This window comes from Kribbella aluminosa, from assembly GCF_017876295.1.
Taxonomy (GTDB): domain Bacteria; phylum Actinomycetota; class Actinomycetes; order Propionibacteriales; family Kribbellaceae; genus Kribbella; species Kribbella aluminosa.
Genome location: NZ_JAGINT010000001.1, coordinates 3416376 through 3440887, shown reverse-complemented (window position 1 = coordinate 3440887; position 24512 = coordinate 3416376). Strand labels below are relative to the sequence as shown.

The window sequence follows — 24512 nt, the reverse complement described above, 5'->3', positions numbered from 1 at the left end:
GCTGCTCCGGTCAGGGCAGCTTGACGTGGGACGGGTTCAGGTCGGCGACGCTCGAGACGCCGAGTAGCGCCATCGTGCGGCGCACCTCCTTGGTGAGGATCTCCGCGGCGCGGGCGACGCCGCGCTGGCCGCCGGCCATCAGGCCGTACAGGTACGCGCGACCGACCAGGCAGGCGTCCGCGCCGAGTGCGATCGCCGCGACCACGTCCGCGCCGGACATGATGCCCGTGTCCAGGTAGATCTCCGCGTCGCTGCCGATCGCCTTCCGGACGTCCGGAAGGATCCGCAGCGGTGTCGGCGCCCGGTCCAGCTGGCGGCCGCCGTGGTTGGACAGTACGACGGCGTCCGCGCCCGCGTCGACGACCCGGCGGGCGTCCTCCACGGTCTGGATGCCCTTCACGATCAGCGGCCCGTCCCAGATCGAACGCAGCCAGTTGAGGTCGTCGATCGTCATCGTCGGGTCGAACAGCTTGTCCAGCAGCTCCGCGACCGTACCGTCCCAGCTGGACAGCGACGCGAACGTCAGCGGGCGCGTGGTCAGCAGGTTCGCCCACCAGGCCGGGTGCAGCGAGGCGTCCAGGACGGTCTTCGCGGTCAGCGAAGGCGGGATCGTGAAACCGTTGCGGACGTCGCGGAGCCGGGCGCCGGCCACCGGTACGTCCACGGTCAGCATCAGCGCCTCGAACCCGGCGGCGGCCGACCGCTTCACCAGGTCCTCGGCGGCGTCGCGGTCCTTCCACACGTACAGCTGGAACCACTTGCGGGCGTCCGGGGCTGCGGCCGCGACGTCCTCGATCGACGTCGTGCCCATCGTGGACAACGCGTACGGGATGCCGATGTCCTGCGCGACCTTGACGACCGCGCTCTCGCCCTCGTGGTTCATCATCCGGGTGAACCCGGTCGGCGCGAACGCGAACGGCAGCTCGGACCGCTTGCCGAGGATCGACGTACCGAGATCGATCTCGGAGACGTCGCGGAGGATCGACGGCTGCAGCTCCATCTCGGCGAACAGGCGGCGGGCCCGGCGCAGGCTGATCTCCGCCTCGGCGGCGCCGTCGGTGTAGTCGAACACCGACCGCGGAGTCCGGCGTTTCGCGATCGCCCGCAGGTCCGCGATCGTCAGCGCCTTCTCCAGGCGCCGGTCGGTCGAGTTCACCGTGATCGGCTTCGGCCGCAGCAGCGGCTTCAACTCGGACCATTTGGGCATCTGGCGATCGGTCATCACAACTCCCGGCTGAATCTGTGGTCGGACCACACCCTACCCTGTGGTCCGACCACACAGGTAGTCTCGTCCACATGAAGAACTACGAGCTGGTTCTGCGCCGGGTGGAGGCCGACCTGGCGGCGGGGCGGCTGCGGATCGGGGGGCGGCTGCCCGGGGAGCGGGCGCTCGCGGAGCAGCTCGGGATCAGCCGGCCGTCGGTCCGCGAGGCGGTCCGGGTGCTGGAGGCGATGGGCGTGGTCCGGACCGCGACCGGGTCCGGGCCGGAGGCGGGCACGGTGATCGTGGCGGAGCCGGTGTCGCCACTGACCGCCGTACTGCGGTTGCACCTGGCAACCAATCACCTGCCGATGGGGGACGTCGTCGAGACGCGCCTGCTGCTGGAGTCGTGGGCGGCGCGGGAGGCGGCGGGGCGAGAGCTCCGGGCCGGTGAGCTGAAGGTTGCCGAGGAGCTGCTGGACCGGATGGACGACGGCAGGTTGTCGCCGGAGGAGTTCCATCTGCTCGACGCCGAGTTCCATGTCGCGTTGTCCGGGCTGGCGGGGAATGTACTGATCGCGGCGGTGATGGCGTCGTTGCGGTCGGCGATCCATGGGTATGTGCTGGCCGCGGTGCCGAATCTGCCCGACTGGGAGGGGACGGCGGTCGGGTTGCGGGCCGAGCATCGGGCGATCCTGGCGGCGGTGCGGGCCGGCGAGCCGGAGCGCGCGGCCGAGTTGGTGGCCGCGCATATCCGGGGGTTCTATCAGGCGGCGCAGTTAGCACCGTTCGGCGGCGGTACGGCGGAGGCCGAGGATGACGATCGCGCCGACGACGAGGTGGAGTGAGGCGAGGCCGAGCTTGGCCCCGAGCCCGATGCCGTTGGCGAGCGGGCTGCCGAGGGACGTGACGCAGACGATGGTCGCGACCACTGTCCAGCTGGTGCGGGCGCGCGGGGTGCGGCGTTCGAGGATCGCCAGCAAGGCCCAGCCGAGGAGGCTCACCACGGCGGTGGAGATCACTACTGCGGGCGCACCGATGTGCTGAACGCCACCTTGGCGGGCAGTCAGCGTGAGGCCGCCGAGCGGGACCAGCAGGATCCAGTCGACCAGGGCAGCGACCACTGCAATACCAACAACCGCGGATCTAGCGGCGGCTGGACGCGAGCGTTGGTCGAGGGATGCGGTTGTGGTTTGCATCTGGGCTCCTAGGGGTGACGGGGTCATGGGTACAGGTTGGTGCTGGGGGTGGAGGTCGGGCATCGGTCGGGAGTCTGTGGAGGTTCGACTTTGGTCGGTGGTGGGGATGTGAGGGGCGGCTTACGCTCAGGGCATGGATGAGTTGTGCGTGCCGCGGAAGCCGCCGAGGTACGTCGAGGTGGTGGCGGTCGGTGCGATCGCGGTGCTGGTGGCGCTGACGATCGTCGGGCGGTTGCCGGATGCGGGGCACCGGAAGTTCCTGCCGTTGGACATCGTGGTCGGGATGGCCTCGGTCGGGCTGATGCCGTTGACGTTCCGGCGGCCGGTGCCGGGGGCGATCGCTGTCGCCGTACTCGCGGCGTTCTCCCCCGCCGCGACCCCGCCGTCGACCGTCGGCACGTTGAACGTCGCGCTCCGCCAACCGCTCCGTACGTCGGTCCTGGTCGCGGCCGTCGGCACCGCAAGCCATCTCGTCCAGGGCCTCTGGCAACCGATCCACGGGCTGCCGTACTTCTGGTACGCCGTGCTCGTCATCGTCGTCCACGCCGCACTGCTCGGCTGGGGCCAAGGCACCCAGGCACGCCAGCAACTGCTGCAGTCGTTGCGGGAGCGCGCCCGCCGCGCCGAGGCCGAACAGGGGCGCCGGGTCGCGGAGGCGCGGTCCCTGGAGCGTACGAAGATGGCCCGCGAGATGCACGACGTACTGGCGCATCGCCTGTCGCTGCTGGCGACGTACGCCGGCGCTCTCGAGTACCGCCCGGACTCCTCACCGGAGAAGCTGGCGAAGGCGGCCGGTGTGATCCGTACCGGCGTCCGCCAGGCGCTCGACGAGCTCCGTGAGGTGATCAACGTGTTGCGGGACGACGATGTGTACGAGGCGCGTCCACAACCGACGTTCGGTGACCTGCGTGCCCTGGTGGACGAGTCGCGTGAGGCCGGTACGACGATCGCCTACGACGACCGGGTCGCGGACTCGACGTCGTTGCCGCCGGCAACCGGGCGGACGGCGTACCGGATCGTCCAGGAAGGGCTGACGAACGCCCGCAAGCACGCCGCCGGGCATCCGGTGCAGGTGCTGGTCACCGGTCACCCGGGCGACGGGCTGCGGATCGAGCTGACCAACCCGGCGTCGAACGGTACGCCGTTGGTGCCGGGCAGCGGGACCGGGCTGGTCGGACTGACCGAGCGGGTCCAGCTCGCGGGCGGCACGCTCGACCACGGCAGGGAGCCCGGTGGCGCGTTCCGCCTCGAGGCCTCGCTACCGTGGCCTTCATGATCCGGGTACTGGTGGTGGACGACGACGCGTTGGTCAGGGCCAGCCTGGAGATGATGCTCGACGGCGCGAACGGGATCTCGGTCGTCGCGCAGGCCGCGGACGGTGACGAGGTACCGGCCGCGGTCGACGCGCACTTCCCGGACATCGTGCTGATGGACCTGCGGATGCCGCGGGTGGACGGGATCGTCGCGACCCGGCGGCTGCGGGCGCGGCCGAATCCGCCGGAGGTCGTGGTGCTCACCACGTTCGACACCGACGAGAACGTGCTGCACGCGCTCCGCGCCGGCGCCAGCGGGTTCCTGCTGAAGGACACTCCCCCGGCCCAGATCGTCGAGGCGGTCCGCCGGGTCGCGGCCGGGGACCCGATCCTGTCGCCCGCGATCACCCGCCGGCTGATGGACCGCGCCGCGACGCAGGCCGACGCGCACACGATCGCGCAGCGGAAGCTGGAGCGGCTGTCGCCGCGGGAGTACGACGTGATGCTCGCGGTCGCGCAGGGCAAGGCGAACGCGCAGATCGCGACCGAGCTGTTCATGAGCCTCGCGACCGTGAAGGCGCACATCTCGCACATCCTCACCAAGCTCGAACTCGGCAACCGTACCCAGGTCGCCCTGCTCGCTCACGACGCGGGGCTCGCATAAGCTCCACGCATGATCAGGGTGCTGCTGGCGGATGATCAGGCGTTGGTGCGGGCCGGGTTCCGGTCGTTGCTGAACGCCGAGGACGACATCACCGTCGTCGGCGAGGTCGCGGACGGCGCGGAAGCGGTCGTGGTGGCGCGGCGGGAGAAGCCGGACGTGGTCCTGATGGACATCCGGATGCCCGGCACCGACGGGCTGGAGGCGACCCGGCGGATCGGGTCGGACCCCGAGCTGGCCGACGTACATGTGGTGATCCTGACGACGTTCGACCTGGACGAGTACGTGTTCGAGGCGCTGCGGGTCGGGGCGAGCGGGTTCCTGGTCAAGGACACCGAGCCGGTCGAGCTGCTGCACGCGGTCCGGGTGGTCGCGCGCGGGGACGCGCTCCTCTCCCCCGGCGTCACGCGACGTCTGGTCGCCGAGTTCGCGTCCCGCAGCAGGCAGCCGCATGCCAGCAAGGAGCTCGACGTACTCACGGAACGCGAGAGGGAGATCGTCGCACTGGTCGGCGAGGGGTTGTCGAACGACGAGATCGCCGCGCGGCTGGTGCTGAGTCCGGCGACCGCGAAGACCCATGTCAGCCGCGCGATGATCAAGCTCGCCGTCCGCGACCGCGCCCAACTGGTCGTAGTCGCCTACCAGACCGGCCTGGTCCGTCCCGGCTGGCTGGGTTGACCTTCGACCCACTGGACTACTCCGCGGGCGGTAGGAGAGGTCACTCCCCCGAGGCGACGCGCTGAGCCGGGCGGCAGCGGCACTCTCGTCGTATGGATGCGTTGGTTGAGGTCAGTGGGCTGACGAAGCGGTACGGCGACACTCTCGCGGTTGACGGTGTCGATCTGACGGTGCTGCCGGGTGAGGTGTACGGGTTTCTCGGGCCGAACGGTGCGGGCAAGACGACGACGTTGCGGATCCTCACCGGGCTGATCGCGCCGACCAGCGGCAGCGTTCGCGTGCTGGGCGGGCGCCCGGGTGCGGCCGACGTACTGGGACGGACCGGGTCGATGATCGAGTCGCCCGCGTTCTACCCGTACCTGTCCGGCCTCGACAACCTCCGGCTGCTCGCGGAGTACGGCGGCGTCGAGCGGCAGCGGATCGACGAGGTACTCGGGCTCGTCGACCTCACCGATCGCGCCGCGGACCGGTTCTCGACGTACTCGCTCGGCATGAAGCAGCGTCTGGGCGTCGCGGCCCGCGCTGCTGAAGGACCCGGAGCTGGTGATCCTCGACGAGCCGACGAACGGCCTCGACCCGGCCGGGGTGCGCGACATGCGGCGGCTGATCCGCGAGCTCGGTTCCGGCGGGCGGACCGTCCTGCTGTCCACCCATCTGCTCGGCGAGGTGCAGCAGATCTGTGACCGGGTCGGCATCATCAACGCCGGCCGGATGGTTGCCGAGCACAACGTCGAGGAACTCCGCCGCGAACAGGAACTCGTCGTCCGCGCCGCCCCGAAGGACCAGGCGAAGACCCTGCTGGCGGGCTTCGGAACGGTCCATCAGTACGACGACACGCTCCGGCTGCAGGTCGATCCGCGACGCGCCGCCGAGGTGAACCGGACGCTCGTCGAGGCCGGTGTCGAGGTCTCCGAGCTGCACACCACCGAACGCGCCCTCGAGGACATCTTCTTCGAGCTCACGACCGAGCTGACAACCGAGCTGTCCACCGGCGAGGAGCAGTCCGGTGCGAGGTAGCTACCGCGCGGAGATCCTCAAGCTCCGCAAGCGATCCGCCGTCTGGGTGCTGTTCGGCGCCGGCCTGGTGCTGAGCCTGATCTTCGGCTACCTGCTCCCCTACGTCGCGTACGTGACCGGCGACGACACCCCGGGTACGACCGGCATACCGCGCGCTCAGGTGCTCCGCGGGATGCTGCCGGAACGCGTCGTCGACAACACGATCGGCGGCTACCCGATCTTCGCCGGTGCGCTCGCGCTGGTGCTCGGCGCGATCGTGATCGGCGGCGAGTACACCTGGGGAACGCTGAAGACGATCCTGACCCAGCGCCCACAACGGCTGACGATCCTGGCCGCGCAGTTCCTCGCCCTCGGCACGATGATCGCGCTCTGGGTGCTGGGGATCTTCGCCGCCTGTGCCCTGTGCAGCGTCGGTATCGCGGCCGCGGAGAACGGTGCCATGAACTGGCCGGGCATCGTCGGCCTGGTCAAGGGCCTGGCCGGCGGCTGGCTGGTGCTGATGACGTGGTGCCTGGCCGGCGCCGTCCTGGCCGTTGCCTTCCGCAACGTTGCGCTGCCGATCGGGCTGGGCGTGGTGTGGATCCTCGGGATCGAGACGCTGCTGGCCGGCGTGGTGAGCAGTTTGCTGCCGAGCCTGAGGTGGCTCGCCAATCTGTTGCCGGGGACGAACGCCGGCTCGCTCGTGTTCAGCGTCACCGGAATGGCCGCCGCCGACGCGCCGCCCGGAGTACGGGACGCGGTCGGCGGCGGACGGGCCCTGCTGACGTTGCTCGGCTACTGCCTGGTGTTCGCCGTACTCGCCGGCTGGACCGTGCGCCGCCGGGACGTCACCTGATCCCGGCGTGCACCAGGGCGAGCTCGCAGAACATCGCGTTCGCCCAGGAGAACCACTCGCGGGTGAACTTGTGCGGGTCGTCGACGTCGAAGCCCTCGTGCATCTGCCCGGTGCCGCCGGTGGTGTCCCGGAGGAGTTCGAGCAGCCGCTGCCGCTCGTCCGCCGACGTACTCGAGATCCCCTGCACGGCAAGGGCGATGTGCCAGATGTACCGCGGCGGCGTGTGCGGGCTGCCGATCCCGGCGGCCGCCGTACCGCTGTAGTAGTACGGGTTGTCCGGGCTGAGCAGCAGCGACCGGGTCGCGAGGTACGTCGGGTCGTCCGCGGCGGCGTACCCGGTCAGCGGGATCGACAGCAGGCTCGGCATGTTCGCGTCGTCCATCAGCAACGACTCCCCCAGCCCGTCCACCTCGTACGCGTACACCCGGCCGTGCACCGGGTGGTCGATCGTCCCGTACTGCGTGATGCCCTCGTCGATCTCGGCCTTCAACGTCTTGGCACGGTCGGCCAGCGGCTCGTCCCGCAGTACCTCGGTGGCGATCTCCTGGAGGTACCCGAGCACCACGGACGCGAACATGTTGCCGGGCACGTTGAAGCCCAGCTCGGTCGCGTCGTCGCTCGGCCGGAACGCGCTCCACGACATCCCGGTCGGCCGGGTCAGCCGCCCGCGGCCTTCCCGGACCAGCGTGTCCGAGTCGCGCTCGTCGTGACGCTGGAAGCGGTACGGCGACCGCGCCTCGTGGTCCTGCTCCACCGTCCACAGGTCCACGATCGCCTCGGCCGCAGCCCGGAACCGGTGGTCGATCACGTCGGCGCGACCGGTGATCCGCCACAGCCGGTACGCCAGGTCGAGCGGGAAGCACAGCGAGTCGATCTCGTACTTGCGCTCCCACACCCACGGCGCCATCTCGGTCTCGTCCGTGACGTGCCCCGCGCCGTTCGCCGACTTGTTGAAGGCGTTCGCGTACGGGTCCAGTACGACGTACTCCAGCTGCCGGTGCAGGACGCCGATCAGTACGTCCTGCAGGCCCGGGTCGTCCCTGCACACCAGCAGGTACGGACGGAGCTGGGCGGCGGAGTCCCGCAGCCACATCGCCGGGATGTCGCCGGTGAGCACGAACGTGGTCCCGTCCGGCAGCCGCTCGGCGACCGCGGGCAGGTTCTCGGCCATCGAGCGCCGGAACATCTCCGCGATCACCTCGTCACCGCAGGCCTGCTGAACGGCCGCAACGGCCCGGGCGAGGACCTCGGAGTCGATCATCAACACACATCTACCTTTCAACGACGAGGGCGGGGTTGGGCGAGAAGGTCCGGTCCAGGACCAGGCTCGCGGCGCCGATCGCGCCGACATCGGTGCCGAGCGCGGTCCCGGTGACCTCGAACGGGTGCACCGCCTGCAGCAGGAACCGGCCGTCCAGCGCCGCGCGGACGGCGTCGTTCAGGACCGGAGCGAGGTGTTCCCAGTGCGGACCGCCGAACACGACGCGGTCCAGGTCGAGCAGGTTCGCGACGTCCTCGACCACCTTGGCGATCCGGACGGCCAACTGTACGACGATCTGCCGCGCCCCGGTGGATCCGTCCGCGGCGAGCGCGCAGAGCCGGGCGAACGCCTCCTCGACGGCCGGGCGGTCGTCGAGGTCGATGCCGTCGGCAAGTACTCCGGCCCGGACCGCCTGCTGCACCAGGTAGCGCGGCTGGCTGGCCTCGCCGACGCAACCGCGGCGGCCGCAGTAGCAGACCGGGCCGTCCGGGTCGACGATCACGTGGCCGATCTCGCCGACGTTGCTGGACGAGCCGCGCACCACCTCGTCGCCGATCACCAGTCCGGCGCCGACGCCCGTACCGAGGTAGAAGAACACGAAGCTGCCCCCTTGCCCGGCCCACTTCTCCGCGGCCGCGGCGGCGGTCACGTCCTTGTCCAGGACGACCGGGAGGCCCGTACGCTCCTGCAACTGGTCGCACAGCGGGACGAGGTGCCAGGCCGACAGGTTCGGCGGATCGACGACCACGCCGCGCTCGACGTCGATCGGACCGGGCGCGGCGATCCCCACGCCGGTAACCCGGTCGCGGACCGCGCCGGACTCGGCGATCACTTCCTCGATCGTCTTCGCGATGCCGTCGATCAGCAGGTCCGGGTCGTCGGCGTACTGGTCGACCGGCCGGCGCGCGACCACCTCGCCGGTCAGGTCCAGCAATACGACGGTGACGACGGACGGGTCCAGGTGCACGCCGACGGCGTACCGGCCGGTGGGTTCGAGTTCGAGCAGCGTCCGCGGTTTGCCGAGCCCGGCGCCGCGCAGTACGCCGGCCTCGCGGACCAGGCCGGCGTCGAGCAGCCGGCGGGCGATGTTCGAGATCGCCTGCCCGGACAGGCCGGTGGCCTCGGCCAGCTCGACCCGGCTGAGTTGTTCACTGCGCCGGATCGCGTCCAGTACGACGGCGTCGTTGAACCCCCCGACGCGATCCAGGTTCGTCCCCCGTCTAGCCATTCGGGTCCGCACCCCACGGCTGCGTCCAGCCGTACCGGACCGTGTCCTCGCCGGCCCGCCACTCGTTGGGCGTGGTGTTCGTCAGCCAGTCCGTCGGCTCTATACCACCCGGCGTACCGCCGTCGAGCGCGAGGCGGATGCCGTCGCGGAGCGCGCGGTCGATCCCGGCGGTCCGGGCGGCCGGGTCGATCGACAGGAACAGCGCCGTACCGGAGCGGGCGATCAGGTCGAGGTAGCGGGCGTTCAGCTCCCACGGCGTCTGCGGCGTACACGGGACGCAGTCGGCGTCGACGGTGAAGAACCGGTTGTGCTGCGGCAGCCGGAACGCGAGCGTGTTCACGCCCATCTTCCGGGTCCGCTCCCAGTCCCGGCCGGAGGTGTCGTCACCGATCCGCTGGACGTCGACGAGCCCGGCGGCGAGATGGCCGACGGTGTTGCAGCCGATCACCACCAGGTCCGGCGCGGCGGACCGGACCCCGCGGTAGAAGTCGAGGACGATCTCGGCGGTGGTCCGGGTGGGGTCGTGGAACTGCCAGCCGTCGTCGGTCAGCCGCGAGCCCATCGCGGGGCCGAAGTTGCCGAACACGTCGTACGTGCTGAAGTCGTGCTTCACGAGCTCGAAGCCCCAGTCCTTGAACCGGCGCAGGTCCGCGCCGATGCCGTCGAGCACCTCGGGGTACGTCGGGTCGAGCGCGCGGCCCGGTTTGTCGTGCGGGCCTTTGGACGCCAGCGCACTGGCTTCGCGGACCAGGAGCGGGCGGAACCACAGGCCCGGGCGGGCGCCGATCGCCTTGATCGCGGCCGCCGTACCGGCCAGGTCGTCGAACACGCCCGGCGTACCGCGGTCCCAGGGGCCGCCGGAGCAGACGCCGCCCGGGTACCAGCCGTCGTCGACGACGCTGAACGGCTTCACCGGGTGCCCGTCGGCGAGCTCGACGATCGTCGACGCGTCCTTGAGGACCGCCTTCTCGTCGAAGTTCTCGCCGTACGCGTAGTACCAGTTGTTGGCCCCAACGACAGGACCAGCTACAGGCCCGGCCACCGGCGCGGGCTCAGGTCGCGCCGGTAGCCGGGTGCTCAGGGAGGCGACCGCTGCGTTCAGCGTCTGCCAGGGTGTGCCGGCGTCCTCGAATCGTCGCACGACCGCTGCTGTCAGCGTACGACCGTCCAGGTGAACGGGGCCGCCGCCGTTCCGCAGGTCGAGCCACAGCGTGAACCCGTCGCCGTCGACCGTCCACGCGCAGAACGCGTTCGGCTGTACGTCGACCCCCATGCCGAACGTTCCTGCGCTCGAGTGGACCAGGAAGTACCACGGCAGCAGCCGCTCGGGCTGCTGGTGCCGCCACTGCAGCTCCCCGTACGAGCGTTCCCACGCATCGCCGAGGATCAGCGCGTCGGCCGGCAGTCGCTCCGACCAGCGCAGCGCCACCCGGGAGATCCGCGTCGCCGTCACCTCAACGGTGCCGTCGTTCCAGCTGACCTCGGCACCCCCGCGCGACGGTGCCACGAAACCGTCCGAGGGGTTCGCCTGGACGAAAACAGCGCTCGGTTCTCTCACCTGACTCCCTCGGGCGGATTAATTTCCCCAGAGACTTTAGTTAGTGCCTCTCAGGGTGGTCAAGGCGGCGATCAAGCGGTCGACGTCGGACTGGTCGTTGTACGGCGCGAGGCCGGCGCGGACCGCGCCGTCCGGGCCGAGGCCGAGCTGCTTGGCCGGCTCGTAAGCGTAGAACGAACCCGCCGGGGCGTTCACACCCGCCGCCGCCAGGTGCTCGGCGACTTCCGCCGGGGTGTGGCCGTCGAGGGTGAACAGCAGGGTCGGCGTGCGATTCGCGGCGTGGCCGTACAGCGTGACACCGGGGATCGCCGCGAGCCCGGCCTCGAGGTCGTCGCGGAGCGCGTCCTCGTGCTCCTCGACCAGGCGGAGCGAGTCGACGAGCCGCTCGCGGCGGGTGCTGCCGGAGCCGCCCAGTCCGGCGATGAAGTCGACCGCGGCCGTCGTACCGGCAAGCAACTCGTACGGCAGCGTCCCGAACTCGAACCGCTCCGGTACGACGTTCGTCGACGGCAGCAGCTTGTCCGGCTCCAACGTCTCCAGGAGCCCGGCCGCGGCGGTCAGTACGCCGAGGTGCGGGCCGAAGAACTTGTACGGCGAGCAGGCGTAGAAGTCGGCGTACCGCGCGTCGATCGGCGCGTGCGCGGTCAGGTGCACGCCGTCGACGTAGATCAGGGCGCCGGCCGCGTGGACCTGGTCGGCGATCCGCTCGGTGTCGGGGCGGGTGCCGAGGAGGTTCGAGGCGGCGGTGACCGCGACCAGCCGGGTCCGGTCGGTGAGCAGCGGGCCGATGTCGTCGAGCTCGGACGTCTCCGGGTCGAATCCGAGCCACTTGATGGTCGCACCCGCGGCCTCGGCGGCCTGCACCCACGGGCGGACGTTCGCGTCGTGATCCAGGCGGCTGACGATCACCTCGTCACCGGCGGTCCAGGTCTTGGCGAGCGTCCGGGAGAAGTCGTACGTCAGCTGGGTCATGCTGCGGCCGAAAACGACCCCCTGCGCGGTGGTACCGAGCAGGTCGGCCATCGCCTCGCGGGCGCCGACGACGATCCCGTCCGCGCGCCGCTCGGCGGGGGTCAGCCGGCCGCGGTTCGCGAGCGCCGAGGTCAGGGTCTTCGCGACAGCGTCGGCGACCGGTTGCGGGGTCTGCGAACCGCCCGGCCCGTCGAAATGCGCGGCGCCCTCCTCGAGCGCTGGGAACTGTTTCCGGACGGCGATCACGTCGAAGGCACTCATGGGCGTCATCCTCTCTCGCTCCTGACACCGGCCGCCAGCGGCTGCCCGAATACGGATATAAATGCACGAACTGTCGACGCGGTAGTGCAGGATGTCAGGAGTGAGCACGGTGACGACTCCTGACGGTGGTCCTGATCAAGCCCCGACGAGGGCATGGCTCCCCACCATGGTGGCGCTGGCCGCCATCTGGGGGTGCAGCTTCCTCTTCATCTCGGTCGGCGTCCGCGAGTTGCCGCCGCTCTACCTGGCGCTCGGCCGGGTGCTGGCCGGTTCCGTCGTACTGCTGGCGATCCTGGCCGTGAAACGCGAGCCGCTGCCGCGGGACCCGCGGTTGTGGGCGCACTCGTTCGTGGTCGGGGCGATCGGGTCGGCGATCCCGTGGACGCTGTTCGGGTACGGCGAGGAGCGGATCCCGTCGCTGCTGGCCGGCATCTGGAACGGCATCACGCCGCTGATCGTGCTGCCGATCGCGGTACTGATCTTCCGGACCGAGAAGTTCTCGGCGCAGCGCGGGTTCGGGCTGCTGATCGGGTTCCTCGGGGTGCTCGTGGTGCTCGGGGCCTGGCGGGTGCAGGGCGGCGCGGACCTGGCCGGGCAGGGGCTGTGCATGCTGGCCGCGGTCTTCTACGGGCTCGCGATCCCTTACCAGAAACGGTTCCTGGCCGGTACGCCGGTGTCGGGTACGGCGTTGTCCACGGCGTTGTTGCTCTGCGCAACGATTCAGCTCGCGGTGGTCGCTCCGCTGGTCACCGGGCAGGCGCCGCCCGCGCCGTGGTCACTGTCGTTGAAGGTGGTGCTGAGCGTGCTCGCGCTCGGTGCGCTGGGCAGCGGGCTCGCGTTCGTCCTCAACATGCGCAACATCCGGCTGATCGGCGCGAGCCGCTCGTCGATGGTCACGTACCTGATGCCGGTGTTCTCGATCCTGGTCGGCGTGATCGTCCTGCACGAACACATCACCTGGTACCAACCGGTCGGCGGCCTGATCGTCCTGGCCGGCGTCGCCGTCTCCCAGGGCCTGGTCACCAACCTCCGCCGCAAGCCACCGCTCCCCGCCGAAGCCCCCGCGTAACCCGGCCCTGCTCCTCAGCGGATCGCCCGGCACGGCCACCCATCACGGCCACCTCGCCCCGCGGCCCCGCGGCCCCGCGGCCACGCTGCCGCGCCCCCACCCCGCCCCACCCCGGCCCGCCCCGCCCAGGTCCACCCCGGCCCGCCCCGCCATTTCAGGGGTTAACCCCGCAACGTGCCCGTTAACCAAGCGCATGCAGACAGCGAACGGGCAACCTGCGAGGTTAGCCCCTCAAACGGACCGAGGCTCGGCTTTGGGCCAAGCCACGGGGCTGGACGCCCGAGCGTCGGGCCGGATGGCGGGGACCGGGTGCCCGGGACCGGGTGCCCGGGAGTCCCGGCCCGCCCGGCCATTTCAGGGGTTAACCCCGCAACGCGCCCGTTAACCAAGCGCATGCAGACAGCGAACGGGCAGCCTGCGAGGTTAACACCTCAAACGGACCGAGGCTCGGCTTTGGGCCGAGGCCAAGCCTCGGGGCCGGATGCCCAGGGGCCGGGTGCCCGGGCCGGGTGCCCAGGGGCCGGGGCCGGGGGGCCGGGGCCGGGGGCCGGGGCCGGGGGCCGGGTCCGGGGGCCGGGGCCGGGGGCCGGGTCGGTGCGGTGTGGGGTGGCGGAGGTTGGGGCCTTGGCCCCGCACCGCGCCCGTTCCGGTCGGTGGCCGTGGTTGGGGTCTGCGGCCTACGCGTGGCGGAGGTTGGGGACGGCGGCGACTGCTACGGCGGCGAGGGCGAGGAGGGTGCCGGCGATGACGGGGGTGGTGATCGGCTTGTCGGCGACCGGGGCGAGGATGTCGATGAACAGGCTGGCGATCAGCTGGCCCGCGATGGTGCCGAGGCCGAGGACGAAGACGCCGACCACGCGGACCACGGCGGCGGCCGCGCTGATGAAGATCACGCCGCACATGCCGCCGAAGTACAGCCAGGGCTCGCTCGGCAGGCCCCTCGGCGCTCCACGGAACGCCACGTCGACGAGGAAGACCACCAGTAGCGCGGTGAAGCCGACGAGGAAGTTGACCACGCCGGCGGCAACGGCGCCGTACGCGTCGGACGAGGCGGTGCGGGCGACCCGGCCGTTGATCGCCTGCTGTACGGCGGTGCCGACGCCGGCGAGTGCAGGCAGGATCGCGAGCAGGAGCCCGCCGGGGTGACTCAACTGCCCCGAGACCGCGAGAGCTACCGCGACCAGCGCGATCGCGGCGCCGACGATCCGCAGCGTGGTCAGCGGTTGCGGTCCGGCCGGACCGAACCCGAGGCGGTCGACGACCAGACTGCTGATCGCCTGTCCGGCCACACCCGCCACCAGGAACACCGCGACGCCGATGACGGACACGGTGATCGACTGCGTCGCGACCAGGAACGCGCCCGCGACACCACCCGTGCACTGCCACCAGCGCAGACCGCCGTACCCGCGCATCGGGGTCCGGATCGCGCGCCACACATTGCCGAGCGCACGCCGTACGGGAGGAACCACGGCCGTCGCGATCAGCAGCACCAGCAGACCGGTGCCGAACGAGATCAGCGCCGCCGGGATCCCGTCACCCAGCTTGCCGCCGAGCTCCCCGTTGATCCGGGACTGGACCGCGACCAGCATCCCGATCCCGAAGGCGGACGTCAGCCCGACGAGATGGTGCTGCCGGGTCGAGCGTGCGGGTCGGGTGGCCGTCGTTGTCACGGCTCTATCATCACCGTTCGGGCTATAGCGCCTGTCAGCAGGTCCGGACTATGAGCGTCGGACGAGCGCCAGGTACATGGCGTCGGTGCCGTGCAGGTGCGGCCAGAGCTGTACGTCGGGACCGTCGCCGAGGTCGGGTACGCCGGGGAACAGCGCGCGGGCGTCCTCGAGCGCCGCGTCGTCGCGCCCGGCGAGAACCGTGTCGACGACGGCCCGGGTTTCGTCCGGGTGCGGGGAGCAGGTCACGTACGCGACGACGCCGCCCGGGCGGACCGAGGTGATCGCCGAGTCCAGGAGTGCTTCCTGGAGCGGGCGGAGCTCCTCGACGTCCTGCGGTGTACGGCGCCAGCGCGCTTCCGGGCGACGGCGGAGGGCGCCGAGGCCGCTGCACGGTACGTCGGCCAGCACGCGGTCGAACGAACCGGCCGGCCAGGTCGGCTTGGTGCCGTCGCCGACGAGCACCTTGTGGTCGCCCGGGATCGCGCGGAGGTTCTGCCGCACCAGCTCGGCTCGATGCTTGAGCGGCTCGACCGCCGTCAGCCGACCGTCCTTGACGAGCGCCGCCAGCAATGCGGACTTGCCGCCCGGGCCTGCACACAGATCCAGCCAGTTCGCGTCGTCCCCGTCGACCTTCGCCGACGCCAACGCGATCGCCACCAGCTGCGACCCTTCGTCCTGCACTCCCGCTCGACCCGTCGCGACTGCCCCGATCCGCCCCGGATCCCCACCCCCACCAAGCACAGCACCGTACGGCGACCAGCGCGCCGCGACAGCCCCTGCCGCCACCAGTTCATCCACATCCGACAGCCCAGGCCGAGCCACCAGCGTCACCCGAGGCGGCTCGTTATCCGCAACCAGCAACTCCTCCAACCCCACCGCCAACTGCTCGCCCCACGCCCCAGGCTCCCCCAGCCCCGCGTCCGGCCGGTCGCCCGACACAACTTCCGTGCCTGCCCGGTCCCCCGGCACTGCACGCTCGGCCGACCCCGCGGGCTCGCCCAGCCCTGCCCGGTCGGCCGGCTTTGCCGGGGTCAGTGCTTGCTGGAACGCCTCGATCACCCAGCGGGGGTGGGCTTCTGCGATGGCGAGGTGACCGAGCGGATCGTCCTCCCATCGCGGAGCGACGGTGGTGATCCACTGGTCCAGGGAGCGCTGGCTGATCTTGCGGAGTACGGCGTTGACGAGACCGGTGCGCTTCTGGCCGAGCTCCGAGCGAGTAAGCGAGACCATCTCCGACACCGCGGCGTACGAGTCGACCCGCATGTTCAACAGCTGATGACTGCCGAGCCGCAGCATGTCCAGCAGCTCCGGATCCAGCTCGTCCAGCGGACGCGACACGCTCCGCGCGAGGAAGGCGTCGTACGTGCCCTGCCACCTCAGCGTCCCGTGGACCAGCTCCGTGCAGAAGGCGGCATCACGCCCGGACAGCCGCGCCTCGCGGAGTGCCTTGTTGAGCGCGAGGTTCGCGTACCCGCCCTCAGCGGTCACCTGCCGGATCACCCGGTACGCGACCTGCCGTACCCGATCCGGGCCCCGCTGCGGACCGCGGTTCCGTGGCGAACGATCGTTCACGCGGACGTACCCAGACGGTCCTCGTCGGTGAGGCGGATGCCGCGCGCCCAGTCGGCCGCGGCCATCGGCTTCTTGCCCTGGGGCTGGACCGTGACGAGCTCGACCGCCTTACTCCCGGTCCCGACGCGGACGCTCGACTTGGTCGCCCGCAGCTCGCCCGGCTTCAGCTCCTCGTCGGTCAACCGCACCGCGAGCACCTTCAGCCGCTCGCCGCGGAACGTCGTCCATGCCCCCGGCGCGGGATTGCACCCACGCACCAGCCGATCCACCCGGTGCGCCGGTGCGTTCAGATCCAGCTCGGCGTCCTCGACGGTGATCTTCGGCGCCAGCGTCACCCCCTCGGCGGGCTGCTCACGTGCCTCCAGTACGCCGGCTTCGATCCCGTCCAGCGTGTCCACGAGAAGCTTCGCGCCCGACACCGCCAGCCGGTGCAGCAAGTCGCCGGCCGTGTCCTCCGGGCCGATCGGCTCGGTGAGCACGCCGTACACCGGGCCGGCGTCGAGCGCCTTCACGATCCGGAACGTACTCGCCCCGGTCACGTCGTCGCCGGAGATGATCGAGTGCTGCACCGGCGCCGCCCCACGCCAGGCAGGCAGCACCGAGAAGTGCAGGTTGATCCAGCCGTGCTTCGGGATGTCGAGCGCCGCCTGCGGCAACAGCCCGCCGTACGCGACCACCGGGCAGCAGTCCGGCGCGATCTCCCGCAGCCGCGCCAGGAACTCCGGATCGCTCGGCTTCACGGGCTTCAGGATCTCGACCCCACCGAGCTCCTCGGCGTACTGCGCGACCGGCGACGCGACGAGCTTCCGTCCCCGGCCGGCCGGCGCATCCGGCCGGGTGACGACCCCGACCAGCTCGTGGCGACTGGCAACGATCGCCTCGAGCGCGGTGACAGCTGGCTCCGGCGTACCGGCGAAAACGACTCTCACAGCCCGAATCCGTTCGTGGGGTGGGGGGAAACCTTGATCGGTGGCGGGCCGGAGAGGCCGGACCATTCGGCTTCGCGGATGGCCTTCATGGCGGCCTTGCGGGTTTCGCGGTCGAGGCGGTCGACGAACAGGACGCCGTCGAGGTGGTCGGTCTCGTGCTGGATGCAGCGGGCCAGCAGGTCGGAGCCCTCGATGACCACGGGGTCGCCGTACATGTTGAAGCCCTTGGCGATCACCGACTGCGCGCGGCGGCAGTCGAAGGTCAGGCCGGGGATCGAGAGGCAGCCTTCGGGGCCGAACTGTTCCTCGAGGGAGAGGGAGAGTTCTGGGTTGATCAGGTGGCCCAGCTCGCCTTCGACGTGGTACGTGAAGACCCGCAGCCCGACGCCGATCTGCGGCGCGGCCAGGCCGGAGCCCGGGGCGTCCTGCATGGTGTCGGTGAGGTCCGCCACCAGGCGGCGCAGCTCGGCATCGAAGTCGACGACCGGCTCGGCCTTGGTGATCAGCACGGGGTCGCCGAACAGGCGGATGGGTTGGACCGACACAGACTCTCCACACGCTTCATGGACCGGGACCGGAACAGTTTAGGCCCTGTCTGGCAATCCATCGCCGTAGCGAGGAGGTGCTCGGTGCGGTAGCTCGGCGCGCGGGGGCGAAGGTCTCGATGCGGAGCATCGTGGCCTTTGCACCCGTGCGGCGAGGTGCCGTGCCGAGTGCCCCGCAGTAGGCGATGGATTGCCAGACAGGGCCTAGGTTGGCCCGCCGGACGGATTCCCGGCGGGAGGGCCTCCCGTTTGTTGCCACAAGCACGTACTGTGGTCCCAGGCGTACCTACAGTCACTGCCGTCACACGCCGCTCGGGAGACCCAATGCTCACAGCAGCACGGGGGGCAACTCTGGTCCTCCTGGGTGCACTGCTCGCCCAGGCACCCCTCACCGCCCAGGCCTACCAGCCACGCGACCCGGAACACCGGTCCACACCACCCAGTACGACACCCACCGCAAGTGCCGCACCGACCAGCAGCTCCGGCACGACACCCACCGCAAGTGCCGCACCGACCAGCGGCTCCGGCACGGAGCCCACCGCCGGCGCTTCCGGTCAGCCGGGCACCGGCCCGTCCGGGGAGCCCAGCACGGGCCAGTCCGGGGAGCCTTCGGCGTACCCGACGAGGACGCCGTCGGCCGGTCAGTCGACTGCGGGGGCGACCGAGCCGCCGGCGGCTCGGTCGTGGAGTGAGGTGGTGAAGGAGGTCAGTGAGACGTCGCCTGGTGATGTTCAGCTGCGGTCGGCGGACGTGTCGGCGCAGGCTTCGTCGATGCTGAGGTGCTTCAAGCTCGAGACCGAGAACTACTGTCTCGGGCTCGGGTTCGTGAGCAAGGTGCCGACCGGCGCCCAGCGGCATGCGCTGATAGAGCAGCCGAGCCTGCGCGCCGCGGACGAGGCGAGCGCCGAGCAGGACATCGCCACGGGTGACCTGACGCCGGCCGCGTTCGTCGCGCAGCGCGCCGCCCTCCCGAAGAGCCAGCGCGTCACCGCCGAGCTCGACGAGATGCAAGCCGCCTGGAACGGCCGCGACAAAGCCCGCGACCTCCGCGAACTGGCCGCGTCCAACACCCCGCACCCGAACCCCATCACCAACCCACAACCAACGGCGAGTACGTCGGCCCAGCCGAGCGACGCGGGCTCCCCGCAGCCGACCGACGGGGCGACAGGTGAGGCGACACCCACGCCGGCGACTGCGCTGACGGCTCCCCCGGGCAGCACGCCGACGGGGACGCCCACTGGCGGGTCGACGAGTACTCCGACGCGGACGGTTCCTACGGTGGGGACGTCTACGCCGGTGCCTACTACTCCGGCGGCGCCGGTGGTTGTGCCGGCTTCGGCGTACATCATGAAGGGGTATCAGACCTCCCAGGAGAAGGGGTACTGGTGCGGTCCGGCCACCTTCCAGTCGATCGACTGGGCGGATGACAACCAGAAGGACACGCAGGCGTCCTGGGCGAAGGATCTCGGGTCGACCACCGGCGGTACGGCGATCTCCGCGATGGTGCAGCAGACGAACCTGAAGACCGGCTGGCCCAAGACCGCCGGCAGCTACATCGTGCAGAGCGTCTCCACCTGGAACACGCAGACCTTCTTCGCCGTCCACCAGAAGCACCTCGGCGTCTACAAGGCCCCGGTGATCGAGCACGTGCAACTGCTCAAGCGGTACTTCCCGTACCTCGCCTTCAACCACAGCGGGCACTATCAGGTCGGCCGCGGCTACGACAAGAAGAACGGCACGATCGCGATCTTCGAGGTCTTCAACGAGCGCCGTTTCAACAGCCGCGGCAACGTCACCGACGGCCCGAGGAACATCCCCGCGAGCGCCCTGTTCAACGCGACCCTGGCCAACTCCTTCCAGAACCTCGGGCTGTAGATGCGTCGTCGTACCGTTGCCGTAGGCACCCTCGTCCTCCTACTGGCCGGCTGCTCCAGCACCAAACCGGACAGCACCCCAACGCCAGCACCGTCGACCCCGGCCCCGTCCAAACCAGGACGGCCGACGGACAGCGGTACGGCGTTGCCGGCCTGGGCGAACGTCCTACGGCAACCGGTCGACGGCCAGCATCTCGTCACCCAGCAACGCACCTACGTCGTCACCCGCGGCAGCGACGAGCCCGGTACGACGACCATCGCCGACCGCGGCACCAAGAAGGTCGTCGTCCGGCACGTCCCCGCAGCGGGTTTCGTCGCCCAGTCTCCCGTCGTGATCGACGACCACTGGGCGCTGATCGAGGACATCCGCTCCGACGGCCCGGACCCGCAGATCAAGGTGCTGCGCTACGACCTGACCACCGGCAAGGCGACGACGCCCGCGATCCCGCCGGTGTCCGAGCCGGAGATCGGCGCGTACGACGGAACGTTCGCGTACAGCTCCACCGACGCGAAGAACCGCTCCTGCCTGATCGTCGCCGACCTCGCGACGCTGAAGTCCCGCACCGTCACCTGCGTCGCGGCGCCCGGGTACGTCGCCGATCCGGTCGTGTCCGCGGACACCGTGACGTTCAGCGAGATCGTCGCCCCGGAGACCGCCCGCCGCTGCAAGCGCGTCCTGACCGCAGCACTGACCGGCGGCCTCCCCGAACCGGTGCCCGCGGCAACGAACTGCATCCAGTGGAGCGGCGCCACCCTCCACGGCGCGACGGTCTGGTCGGAGGTCGGCGCCGCCGACCCGGACCAGTACCAGAGCAAGGCGTACGTCCGGGAGTCCGGCGACTCCCCCGCCCGTTCGCTCGGCACCGTCGTCACCGACACGATCCTTGCCTGCAGCAACTGGATCCTCTGGGAGACCCGGACGGTCACCAGCGCCGGCGAGGACACCTACCAGATCAACCGCTGGCGCCCCGGCCTCCCGAAACCGCAGACCGTGTACGCCGGGAAACCCGGCGTCGCGCTCACTCCGATGACCTGTCAGGACAGCACGATCTACGTCGAGGCGGCGTACCTCGCGACCAGCCCGACGTACACGGAAACCATCTCGGCAGCTCTCTAGCGGCGCGCGTGCCGGATCTTCAGCCGGCCGAAGCCGATCACGCCGGTGAGCCGGACCCGGGGACCGTTGCCGGTGGAGTTCCGTGCGGGCTTGTAGCGGCTGTCCTTCCACTCGGTGTGCACTCCGTCGAAGTCGACGACCGCGTTCCGGGGCAGCGTGATCTTGACGCCGCCGTGCATCACGTTCAGGTCGATGTCGACCGCGCCGTCCTCGAACTGCGCCTGCGACAGGTCGAGCCGGACCCGCCCGTACATCGACACGACCTTCAGGTACCGCGGCAGCTGCCAGCCGCCGCGCCGGACGATCCGGCCGGACGCCGCGTTGATCGTCGACGTACTCCCCGACTGCACGGCCGGGAGCGCGGCGACAGCGACCTCGAGATCCAGGCGGGTCCGCGCGGACAGCACCCGCTCGAGTTGCTGCTCCATTTCCTCGTGCGTGAGGTAACCGCCGGTGTACGCCGACTGCACCCGTTCGAGGGCGGCATTACGGTCGACGTCGCCGATCGCGGGCGAGCGGTCTTCCGGGACGGAGGTCACTGGATCACTGTAGTGCGAGCCCGCGGTCACGGAGCTGGGCGCGCAGGTTCGCGGCGCCGGTGAAGACCTCGGCGTCCAGGCCGACCGCTCGTGCCCCGTCGACGTTGTACGCCATGTCGTCGGTGTAGAACGTCCGCGCCGGGTCCAGCCCGAAGCGCTCGATCAGGATCCGGTAGATCTTCTCGTCCGGCTTCACGGTCTGCTCGACGCCGGACACCACCTCGCCGTCGAAGTGCGTGAGGACCGGGAAGGCCTCCTTCGCCACCTCCCACTTCTCACCGGAGAAGTTGGTCAGCGCGTACGTCGGGACGCCGGCGCGCTGGAGCTCCGTGAGTACCGCGGCGGTGTCCTCGAACACGCCCTTCACCATCCGCAACCAGCCGGTGTCGTACGCCTCGATCCACTCCGCGTGCTCCGGGTGCAGACTCGACAGCTCCGCGACTGCCTCGGCCCATGGCCGGCCCTCGTCCAGCGTGTGGTTCCAGGCCGGCGTCGCGACCTTGGTCAGGAAGTGCGTGCGCGCCTCCTCGTCCGGGATCAGGTCGGCGTACAGGTACGTCGGACTCCAGTCCAGCAGCACCCCGCCGATGTCGAACACGACCACGTCCACCGTCCGCTCACTCATACCCGCCACCCTACGAGACAGCGGCGTTCGCTTCGGCTCGGGCGTGCAGAGCGGGTGCCAGCGAGTACTGGCCGATGAAGATCGCGACGCCGAGTACGGCGCAGCCGAGCCAGGTGACGGTCGGCCCGAAGTGCTCCAGCGCGTTCGTACCGGCCAGCGGGCCGATCACCGTGCCGACGCCGAACGCCATCCCGGACAGGCCCATGTACCGCCCGCGCAGGTCGATCGGCGCCAGGTCGGCGAACACCGCGCCGATCACCGCCGCGAACCCGATCTCGCCGAGCGTCCACACCACGACCGACAGCCCGTACCCCCACCAGCTGTGGACGACAGCACCGACACCGAAGCCGAGACCGACCACCAGCATCGAGATCGCCAGCAGCTTCGGGCGATCGAGCTTCACCATCCAGCGGGCCAGGAACGGCTGCGCGAGCACGATCACCACGCCGTTCAGCGCGATCACCAGCCCGTACGTCCGGGAGCTGAGGCCGTCGTCCGACATCGCGAGCGGCAGCGTCGAGTAGCCCTGCATGTAGATCGTCGCGTAGCCGATCTGGATCAGGATCATCAGCAGGAACACGGTGTCCCGGAGCGCGACGCCGAGCACCGGGCGGCGCGGCGTGCTCTCGTCGAGGACCGGCCGGCTCTCCGGGACGAGCGCCCAGATCACCACGCCGGCGATCACCGACGTACCGGCGTTCAACCAGAACAGCAGGCCGTACCCGACCGAGGCGAGGACGCCCGCGCTGACGGTCGAGACCGAGAAGCCGAGGTTGATCGCCCAGAACAGCAGGCCGTACGCGCGGACCCGCTCGGTCGGGTCGAGCAGGTCCGCCACGGTCGCCTGTACGGCGGGGCGGAACAGGTCGCCGAGCAGGCCGACGAGGAACGCGCTCACCCAGATCAGCGCCATCTCGCGGGCGGAGCCGAGCAGGATCAGCGCGGCGGCGGTGCCGAAGAAGCAGACCAGCATCGTCAGGCGGCGGCCGACGCGGTCGGCGAGGAAGCCACCGGCGAGCTGCGCGGTCACGGTCCCGGCGCCGACGGCGGCCGCGACCGCTCCCGCCGTACCGGCGGACAGGTGGCGGTCGTGGGTGAGGTAGAGAACGAGGAACGGTTGCACGAAGCTGCCGAGCCGGTTGACCAACTGGCACGCCCACAGCGCCCAGAACGCCCGCGGAAGAGCGGTGGACCGGGAGTTGCCGACGGCGGTTGAGCTCATGGGCCCAACTGTCCGGGGTCGCCGGGCCGTTGTCGACGATTAGTCTCAGGGCTAATCTGGCCCGGTGATCACGATCAGGTTGAACGCGGCGGATGTCGGGCGGATCCGGTTCGCGCTGTCGCCGGTGTGGGAGGCCGTGACGAGCGTGCGGGCGCTGAGCAACAACACCGCGCGGAGCGTGCACGGGCCGTGGCTGCAGAAGGTCCGGCCGGTGATCGAGGGCGACGATCTGACGTTGCTCAGGGCCCTGATCCCGTCGTACGGCTATATCCCGGATTTCCTCACCCCGGCACCGCCCCGGCGGTCGACGAGCTTCGAGTCGGGCCTGGCCGCGATCGCCGCCACACCACACGACCTCGTGGTGAACGAGATCGGCAAACTGCACGCGGACACCCCACACCCGCTGCTCCCCGAGCTTGTCGACCACCCGGCCCGCGCCCTCGATCGCATCACGTCCGCGCTCGAGTCGTACTGGCGCCGCGCCATCGAGCCGGACTGGCGCCGGATGCGGTCGCTGCTGCAGGAGGACCTGGCGTTCCGGCTGGACCAACTCGCCAGTGGCGGGATCGAGCGGCTCTTCCGCAACCTGCATCCGTCGATCAGCTACAGCGGCGACCGGATCGAGATCGACCGGCCGTACTGCTGCGACGGCGAGCCGATGGCAGGGCAGGGTCTGCTGCTCGTGCCGTGCGTATTCACCTGGCCCGCCGGCCTGGCAGTAACCGGTGCACCCCACGTCCCCACCGTCACCTACCCACCACGAGGCCTGGGCCGCCTCTGGGAAGACCGCCAGGACACCACGGACTCCCCTCTCGCAGACCTGGTCGGCCGCACCCGCGCCGCCATCGTCAGCCACCTGGATCTCCCCATGTCCACCACCCACCTGGCCCACCAACTGGGCGTCTCCGCCCCCACCCTCAGCGTCCACCTCGGCATCCTCCGCAACGCCGGAGTGGTCGCCTCCCGCCGCGACGGCCGCACCGTCCTCTACCACCGCACGTCCCTCGGCAGCCAACTGCTCTCCGCCTCCACGACGCTGGCAACGACTGCTTGACAACGGCCGTGGGGATCGGACAGATTTGGCAGACGGCGCCGACCGGTCGCCGAGCCGTGGGACATCCGCCCCAGTCGGGGTTCCATCGGGCGAAGGGGAATCTGCCCTCTCGGTCGTCGATGCCAGCAGGCCATCTCTGAACACCACGTCACTGGGGGACGAGGGTGCTGAC

At 70.5% G+C, this 24512-nt stretch carries 24 protein-coding genes and 1 pseudogene; 11 read left to right on the top strand and 14 right to left on the bottom strand.

The features are described 5' to 3' along the window. Window positions 1–10: 10 nt before the first annotated feature. A complete protein-coding gene (locus JOF29_RS16455; RefSeq protein WP_245357623.1) occupies window positions 11–1222 on the bottom strand; it encodes an alpha-hydroxy acid oxidase in 1212 nt (403 codons plus the stop codon). A gap of 74 nt (window positions 1223–1296) precedes the next feature. Here JOF29_RS16455 and JOF29_RS16450 point away from each other — a divergent pair, with 74 nt between their 5' ends. After that, a complete protein-coding gene (locus JOF29_RS16450; protein ID WP_209695060.1) occupies window positions 1297–2049 on the top strand; it encodes a FadR/GntR family transcriptional regulator in 753 nt (250 codons plus the stop codon). Here JOF29_RS16450 and JOF29_RS16445 read toward each other — a convergent pair. Further along, entirely contained in the window at window positions 1981–2325 is a 345-nt protein-coding gene (locus tag JOF29_RS16445) for a DUF6069 family protein (RefSeq protein ID WP_209695059.1), read from the bottom strand. The two genes, JOF29_RS16450 and JOF29_RS16445, sit on opposite strands and share 69 nt — an antisense overlap. A 208-nt stretch (window positions 2326–2533) precedes the next feature. On the opposite strand from JOF29_RS16445, the gene JOF29_RS16440 reads away from it, so the two are divergent. From JOF29_RS16440 to JOF29_RS16420, 6 genes and pseudogenes are all read left to right on the top strand, one after another. Next, the gene (locus JOF29_RS16440) at window positions 2534–3676 is read left to right on the top strand and encodes a sensor histidine kinase (RefSeq protein ID WP_209695058.1); all 1143 of its coding nucleotides are present in this window, start codon (window positions 2534–2536) and stop codon (window positions 3674–3676) included. Further along, complete coding sequence (locus JOF29_RS16435; protein WP_209695057.1) at window positions 3673–4317, top strand: response regulator; 645 nt, start codon at window positions 3673–3675, stop codon at window positions 4315–4317. Before JOF29_RS16440 ends, JOF29_RS16435 begins: the two co-directional genes overlap by 4 nt. Before the next feature lie 9 nt (window positions 4318–4326). Then, window positions 4327–4992 (top strand): response regulator, encoded by a 666-nt coding sequence (locus JOF29_RS16430; RefSeq protein WP_209695056.1) that lies wholly within the window; start codon window positions 4327–4329, stop codon window positions 4990–4992. 92 nt (window positions 4993–5084) lie between these two features. After that, window positions 5085–5462, top strand: a pseudogene (locus JOF29_RS45960) (ATP-binding cassette domain-containing protein); the annotation flags it as partial. A 73-nt stretch (window positions 5463–5535) separates the two neighbouring features. After that, window positions 5536–6009: an ATP-binding cassette domain-containing protein gene (locus JOF29_RS43160; protein ID WP_372446296.1), complete on the top strand. Its 474-nt coding sequence runs from the start codon at window positions 5536–5538 to the stop codon at window positions 6007–6009. Further along, the gene (locus JOF29_RS16420; protein WP_209695055.1) at window positions 5999–6844 is read left to right on the top strand and encodes an ABC transporter permease; all 846 of its coding nucleotides are present in this window, start codon (window positions 5999–6001) and stop codon (window positions 6842–6844) included. Before JOF29_RS43160 ends, JOF29_RS16420 begins: the two co-directional genes overlap by 11 nt. Here JOF29_RS16420 and JOF29_RS16415 read toward each other — a convergent pair. Genes JOF29_RS16415 through JOF29_RS16400 form a run of 4 tightly spaced genes read right to left on the bottom strand, consistent with a single transcriptional unit; the run spans window position 6837 to window position 12124 of the window. Beyond that, entirely contained in the window at window positions 6837–8105 is a 1269-nt protein-coding gene (locus tag JOF29_RS16415) for a glycoside hydrolase family 125 protein (protein WP_209695054.1), read from the bottom strand. The genes JOF29_RS16420 and JOF29_RS16415 overlap by 8 nt on opposite strands. A gap of 10 nt (window positions 8106–8115) precedes the next feature. Further along, window positions 8116–9333, bottom strand: a complete 1218-nt coding sequence (locus tag JOF29_RS16410; protein WP_209695053.1) for an ROK family transcriptional regulator — start codon at window positions 9331–9333, stop codon at window positions 8116–8118. Beyond that, window positions 9326–10891 carry an alpha-amylase family protein gene (locus JOF29_RS16405; RefSeq protein ID WP_209695052.1) on the bottom strand — a complete coding sequence of 522 codons (1566 nt, stop codon included), beginning with the start codon at window positions 10889–10891 and terminating at the stop codon, window positions 9326–9328. Before JOF29_RS16405 ends, JOF29_RS16410 begins: the two co-directional genes overlap by 8 nt. Window positions 10892–10927: 36 nt before the next feature. Further along, a complete protein-coding gene (locus JOF29_RS16400; RefSeq protein WP_209695051.1) occupies window positions 10928–12124 on the bottom strand; it encodes a cysteine desulfurase-like protein in 1197 nt (398 codons plus the stop codon). A 109-nt stretch (window positions 12125–12233) separates the two neighbouring features. On the opposite strand from JOF29_RS16400, the gene JOF29_RS16395 reads away from it, so the two are divergent. Further along, window positions 12234–13193 carry a DMT family transporter gene (locus JOF29_RS16395; RefSeq protein ID WP_307863390.1) on the top strand — a complete coding sequence of 320 codons (960 nt, stop codon included), beginning with the start codon at window positions 12234–12236 and terminating at the stop codon, window positions 13191–13193. Window positions 13194–13870: 677 nt separating this feature from the next. Here the strand turns inward: JOF29_RS16395 and JOF29_RS16390 are convergent. The 5 genes from JOF29_RS16390 to JOF29_RS44525 form a co-directional block, all read right to left on the bottom strand. Further along, the gene (locus tag JOF29_RS16390) at window positions 13871–14863 is read right to left on the bottom strand and encodes a DMT family transporter (protein ID WP_209695049.1); all 993 of its coding nucleotides are present in this window, start codon (window positions 14861–14863) and stop codon (window positions 13871–13873) included. A gap of 48 nt (window positions 14864–14911) precedes the next feature. Next, a complete protein-coding gene (locus JOF29_RS16385) occupies window positions 14912–16435 on the bottom strand; it encodes an RsmB/NOP family class I SAM-dependent RNA methyltransferase (RefSeq protein ID WP_209695048.1) in 1524 nt (507 codons plus the stop codon). After that, a complete protein-coding gene (gene fmt / locus JOF29_RS16380) occupies window positions 16432–17364 on the bottom strand; it encodes a methionyl-tRNA formyltransferase (RefSeq protein WP_209695047.1) in 933 nt (310 codons plus the stop codon). Before fmt ends, JOF29_RS16385 begins: the two co-directional genes overlap by 4 nt. Continuing rightward, the gene (gene def, locus JOF29_RS16375) at window positions 17361–17909 is read right to left on the bottom strand and encodes a peptide deformylase (protein WP_209695046.1); all 549 of its coding nucleotides are present in this window, start codon (window positions 17907–17909) and stop codon (window positions 17361–17363) included. Before def ends, fmt begins: the two co-directional genes overlap by 4 nt. A gap of 401 nt (window positions 17910–18310) precedes the next feature. Then, window positions 18311–18439, bottom strand: coding sequence for a hypothetical protein (locus JOF29_RS44525; RefSeq protein WP_281067242.1), 129 nt, complete (start codon window positions 18437–18439; stop codon window positions 18311–18313). Window positions 18440–18605: 166 nt separating this feature from the next. Here JOF29_RS44525 and JOF29_RS45335 point away from each other — a divergent pair, with 166 nt between their 5' ends. Together JOF29_RS45335 and JOF29_RS16365 are read left to right on the top strand one after the other, a co-directional pair. Then, a complete protein-coding gene (locus tag JOF29_RS45335; protein WP_307863388.1) occupies window positions 18606–19784 on the top strand; it encodes a C39 family peptidase in 1179 nt (392 codons plus the stop codon). Next, a complete protein-coding gene (locus JOF29_RS16365) occupies window positions 19785–20900 on the top strand; it encodes a hypothetical protein (protein ID WP_245357618.1) in 1116 nt (371 codons plus the stop codon). It begins immediately after the preceding gene. On the opposite strand, the gene JOF29_RS16360 is transcribed toward JOF29_RS16365, so the two are convergent. From JOF29_RS16360 to JOF29_RS16350, 3 genes are read right to left on the bottom strand one after another with little or no spacing between them, the layout of a single operon-like run. Beyond that, window positions 20897–21439 carry a DUF1707 SHOCT-like domain-containing protein gene (locus JOF29_RS16360; RefSeq protein ID WP_209695044.1) on the bottom strand — a complete coding sequence of 181 codons (543 nt, stop codon included), beginning with the start codon at window positions 21437–21439 and terminating at the stop codon, window positions 20897–20899. The genes JOF29_RS16365 and JOF29_RS16360 overlap by 4 nt on opposite strands. Window positions 21440–21443: 4 nt before the next feature. Beyond that, window positions 21444–22064: an HAD family hydrolase gene (locus tag JOF29_RS16355; protein WP_209695043.1), complete on the bottom strand. Its 621-nt coding sequence runs from the start codon at window positions 22062–22064 to the stop codon at window positions 21444–21446. A gap of 10 nt (window positions 22065–22074) precedes the next feature. Beyond that, window positions 22075–23286: an MDR family MFS transporter gene (locus JOF29_RS16350; RefSeq protein WP_209695042.1), complete on the bottom strand. Its 1212-nt coding sequence runs from the start codon at window positions 23284–23286 to the stop codon at window positions 22075–22077. A 64-nt stretch (window positions 23287–23350) separates the two neighbouring features. On the opposite strand from JOF29_RS16350, the gene JOF29_RS16345 reads away from it, so the two are divergent. After that, window positions 23351–24340, top strand: a complete 990-nt coding sequence (locus tag JOF29_RS16345; RefSeq protein ID WP_209695041.1) for an ArsR/SmtB family transcription factor — start codon at window positions 23351–23353, stop codon at window positions 24338–24340. The last annotated feature ends 172 nt before the right edge of the window (window positions 24341–24512 follow it).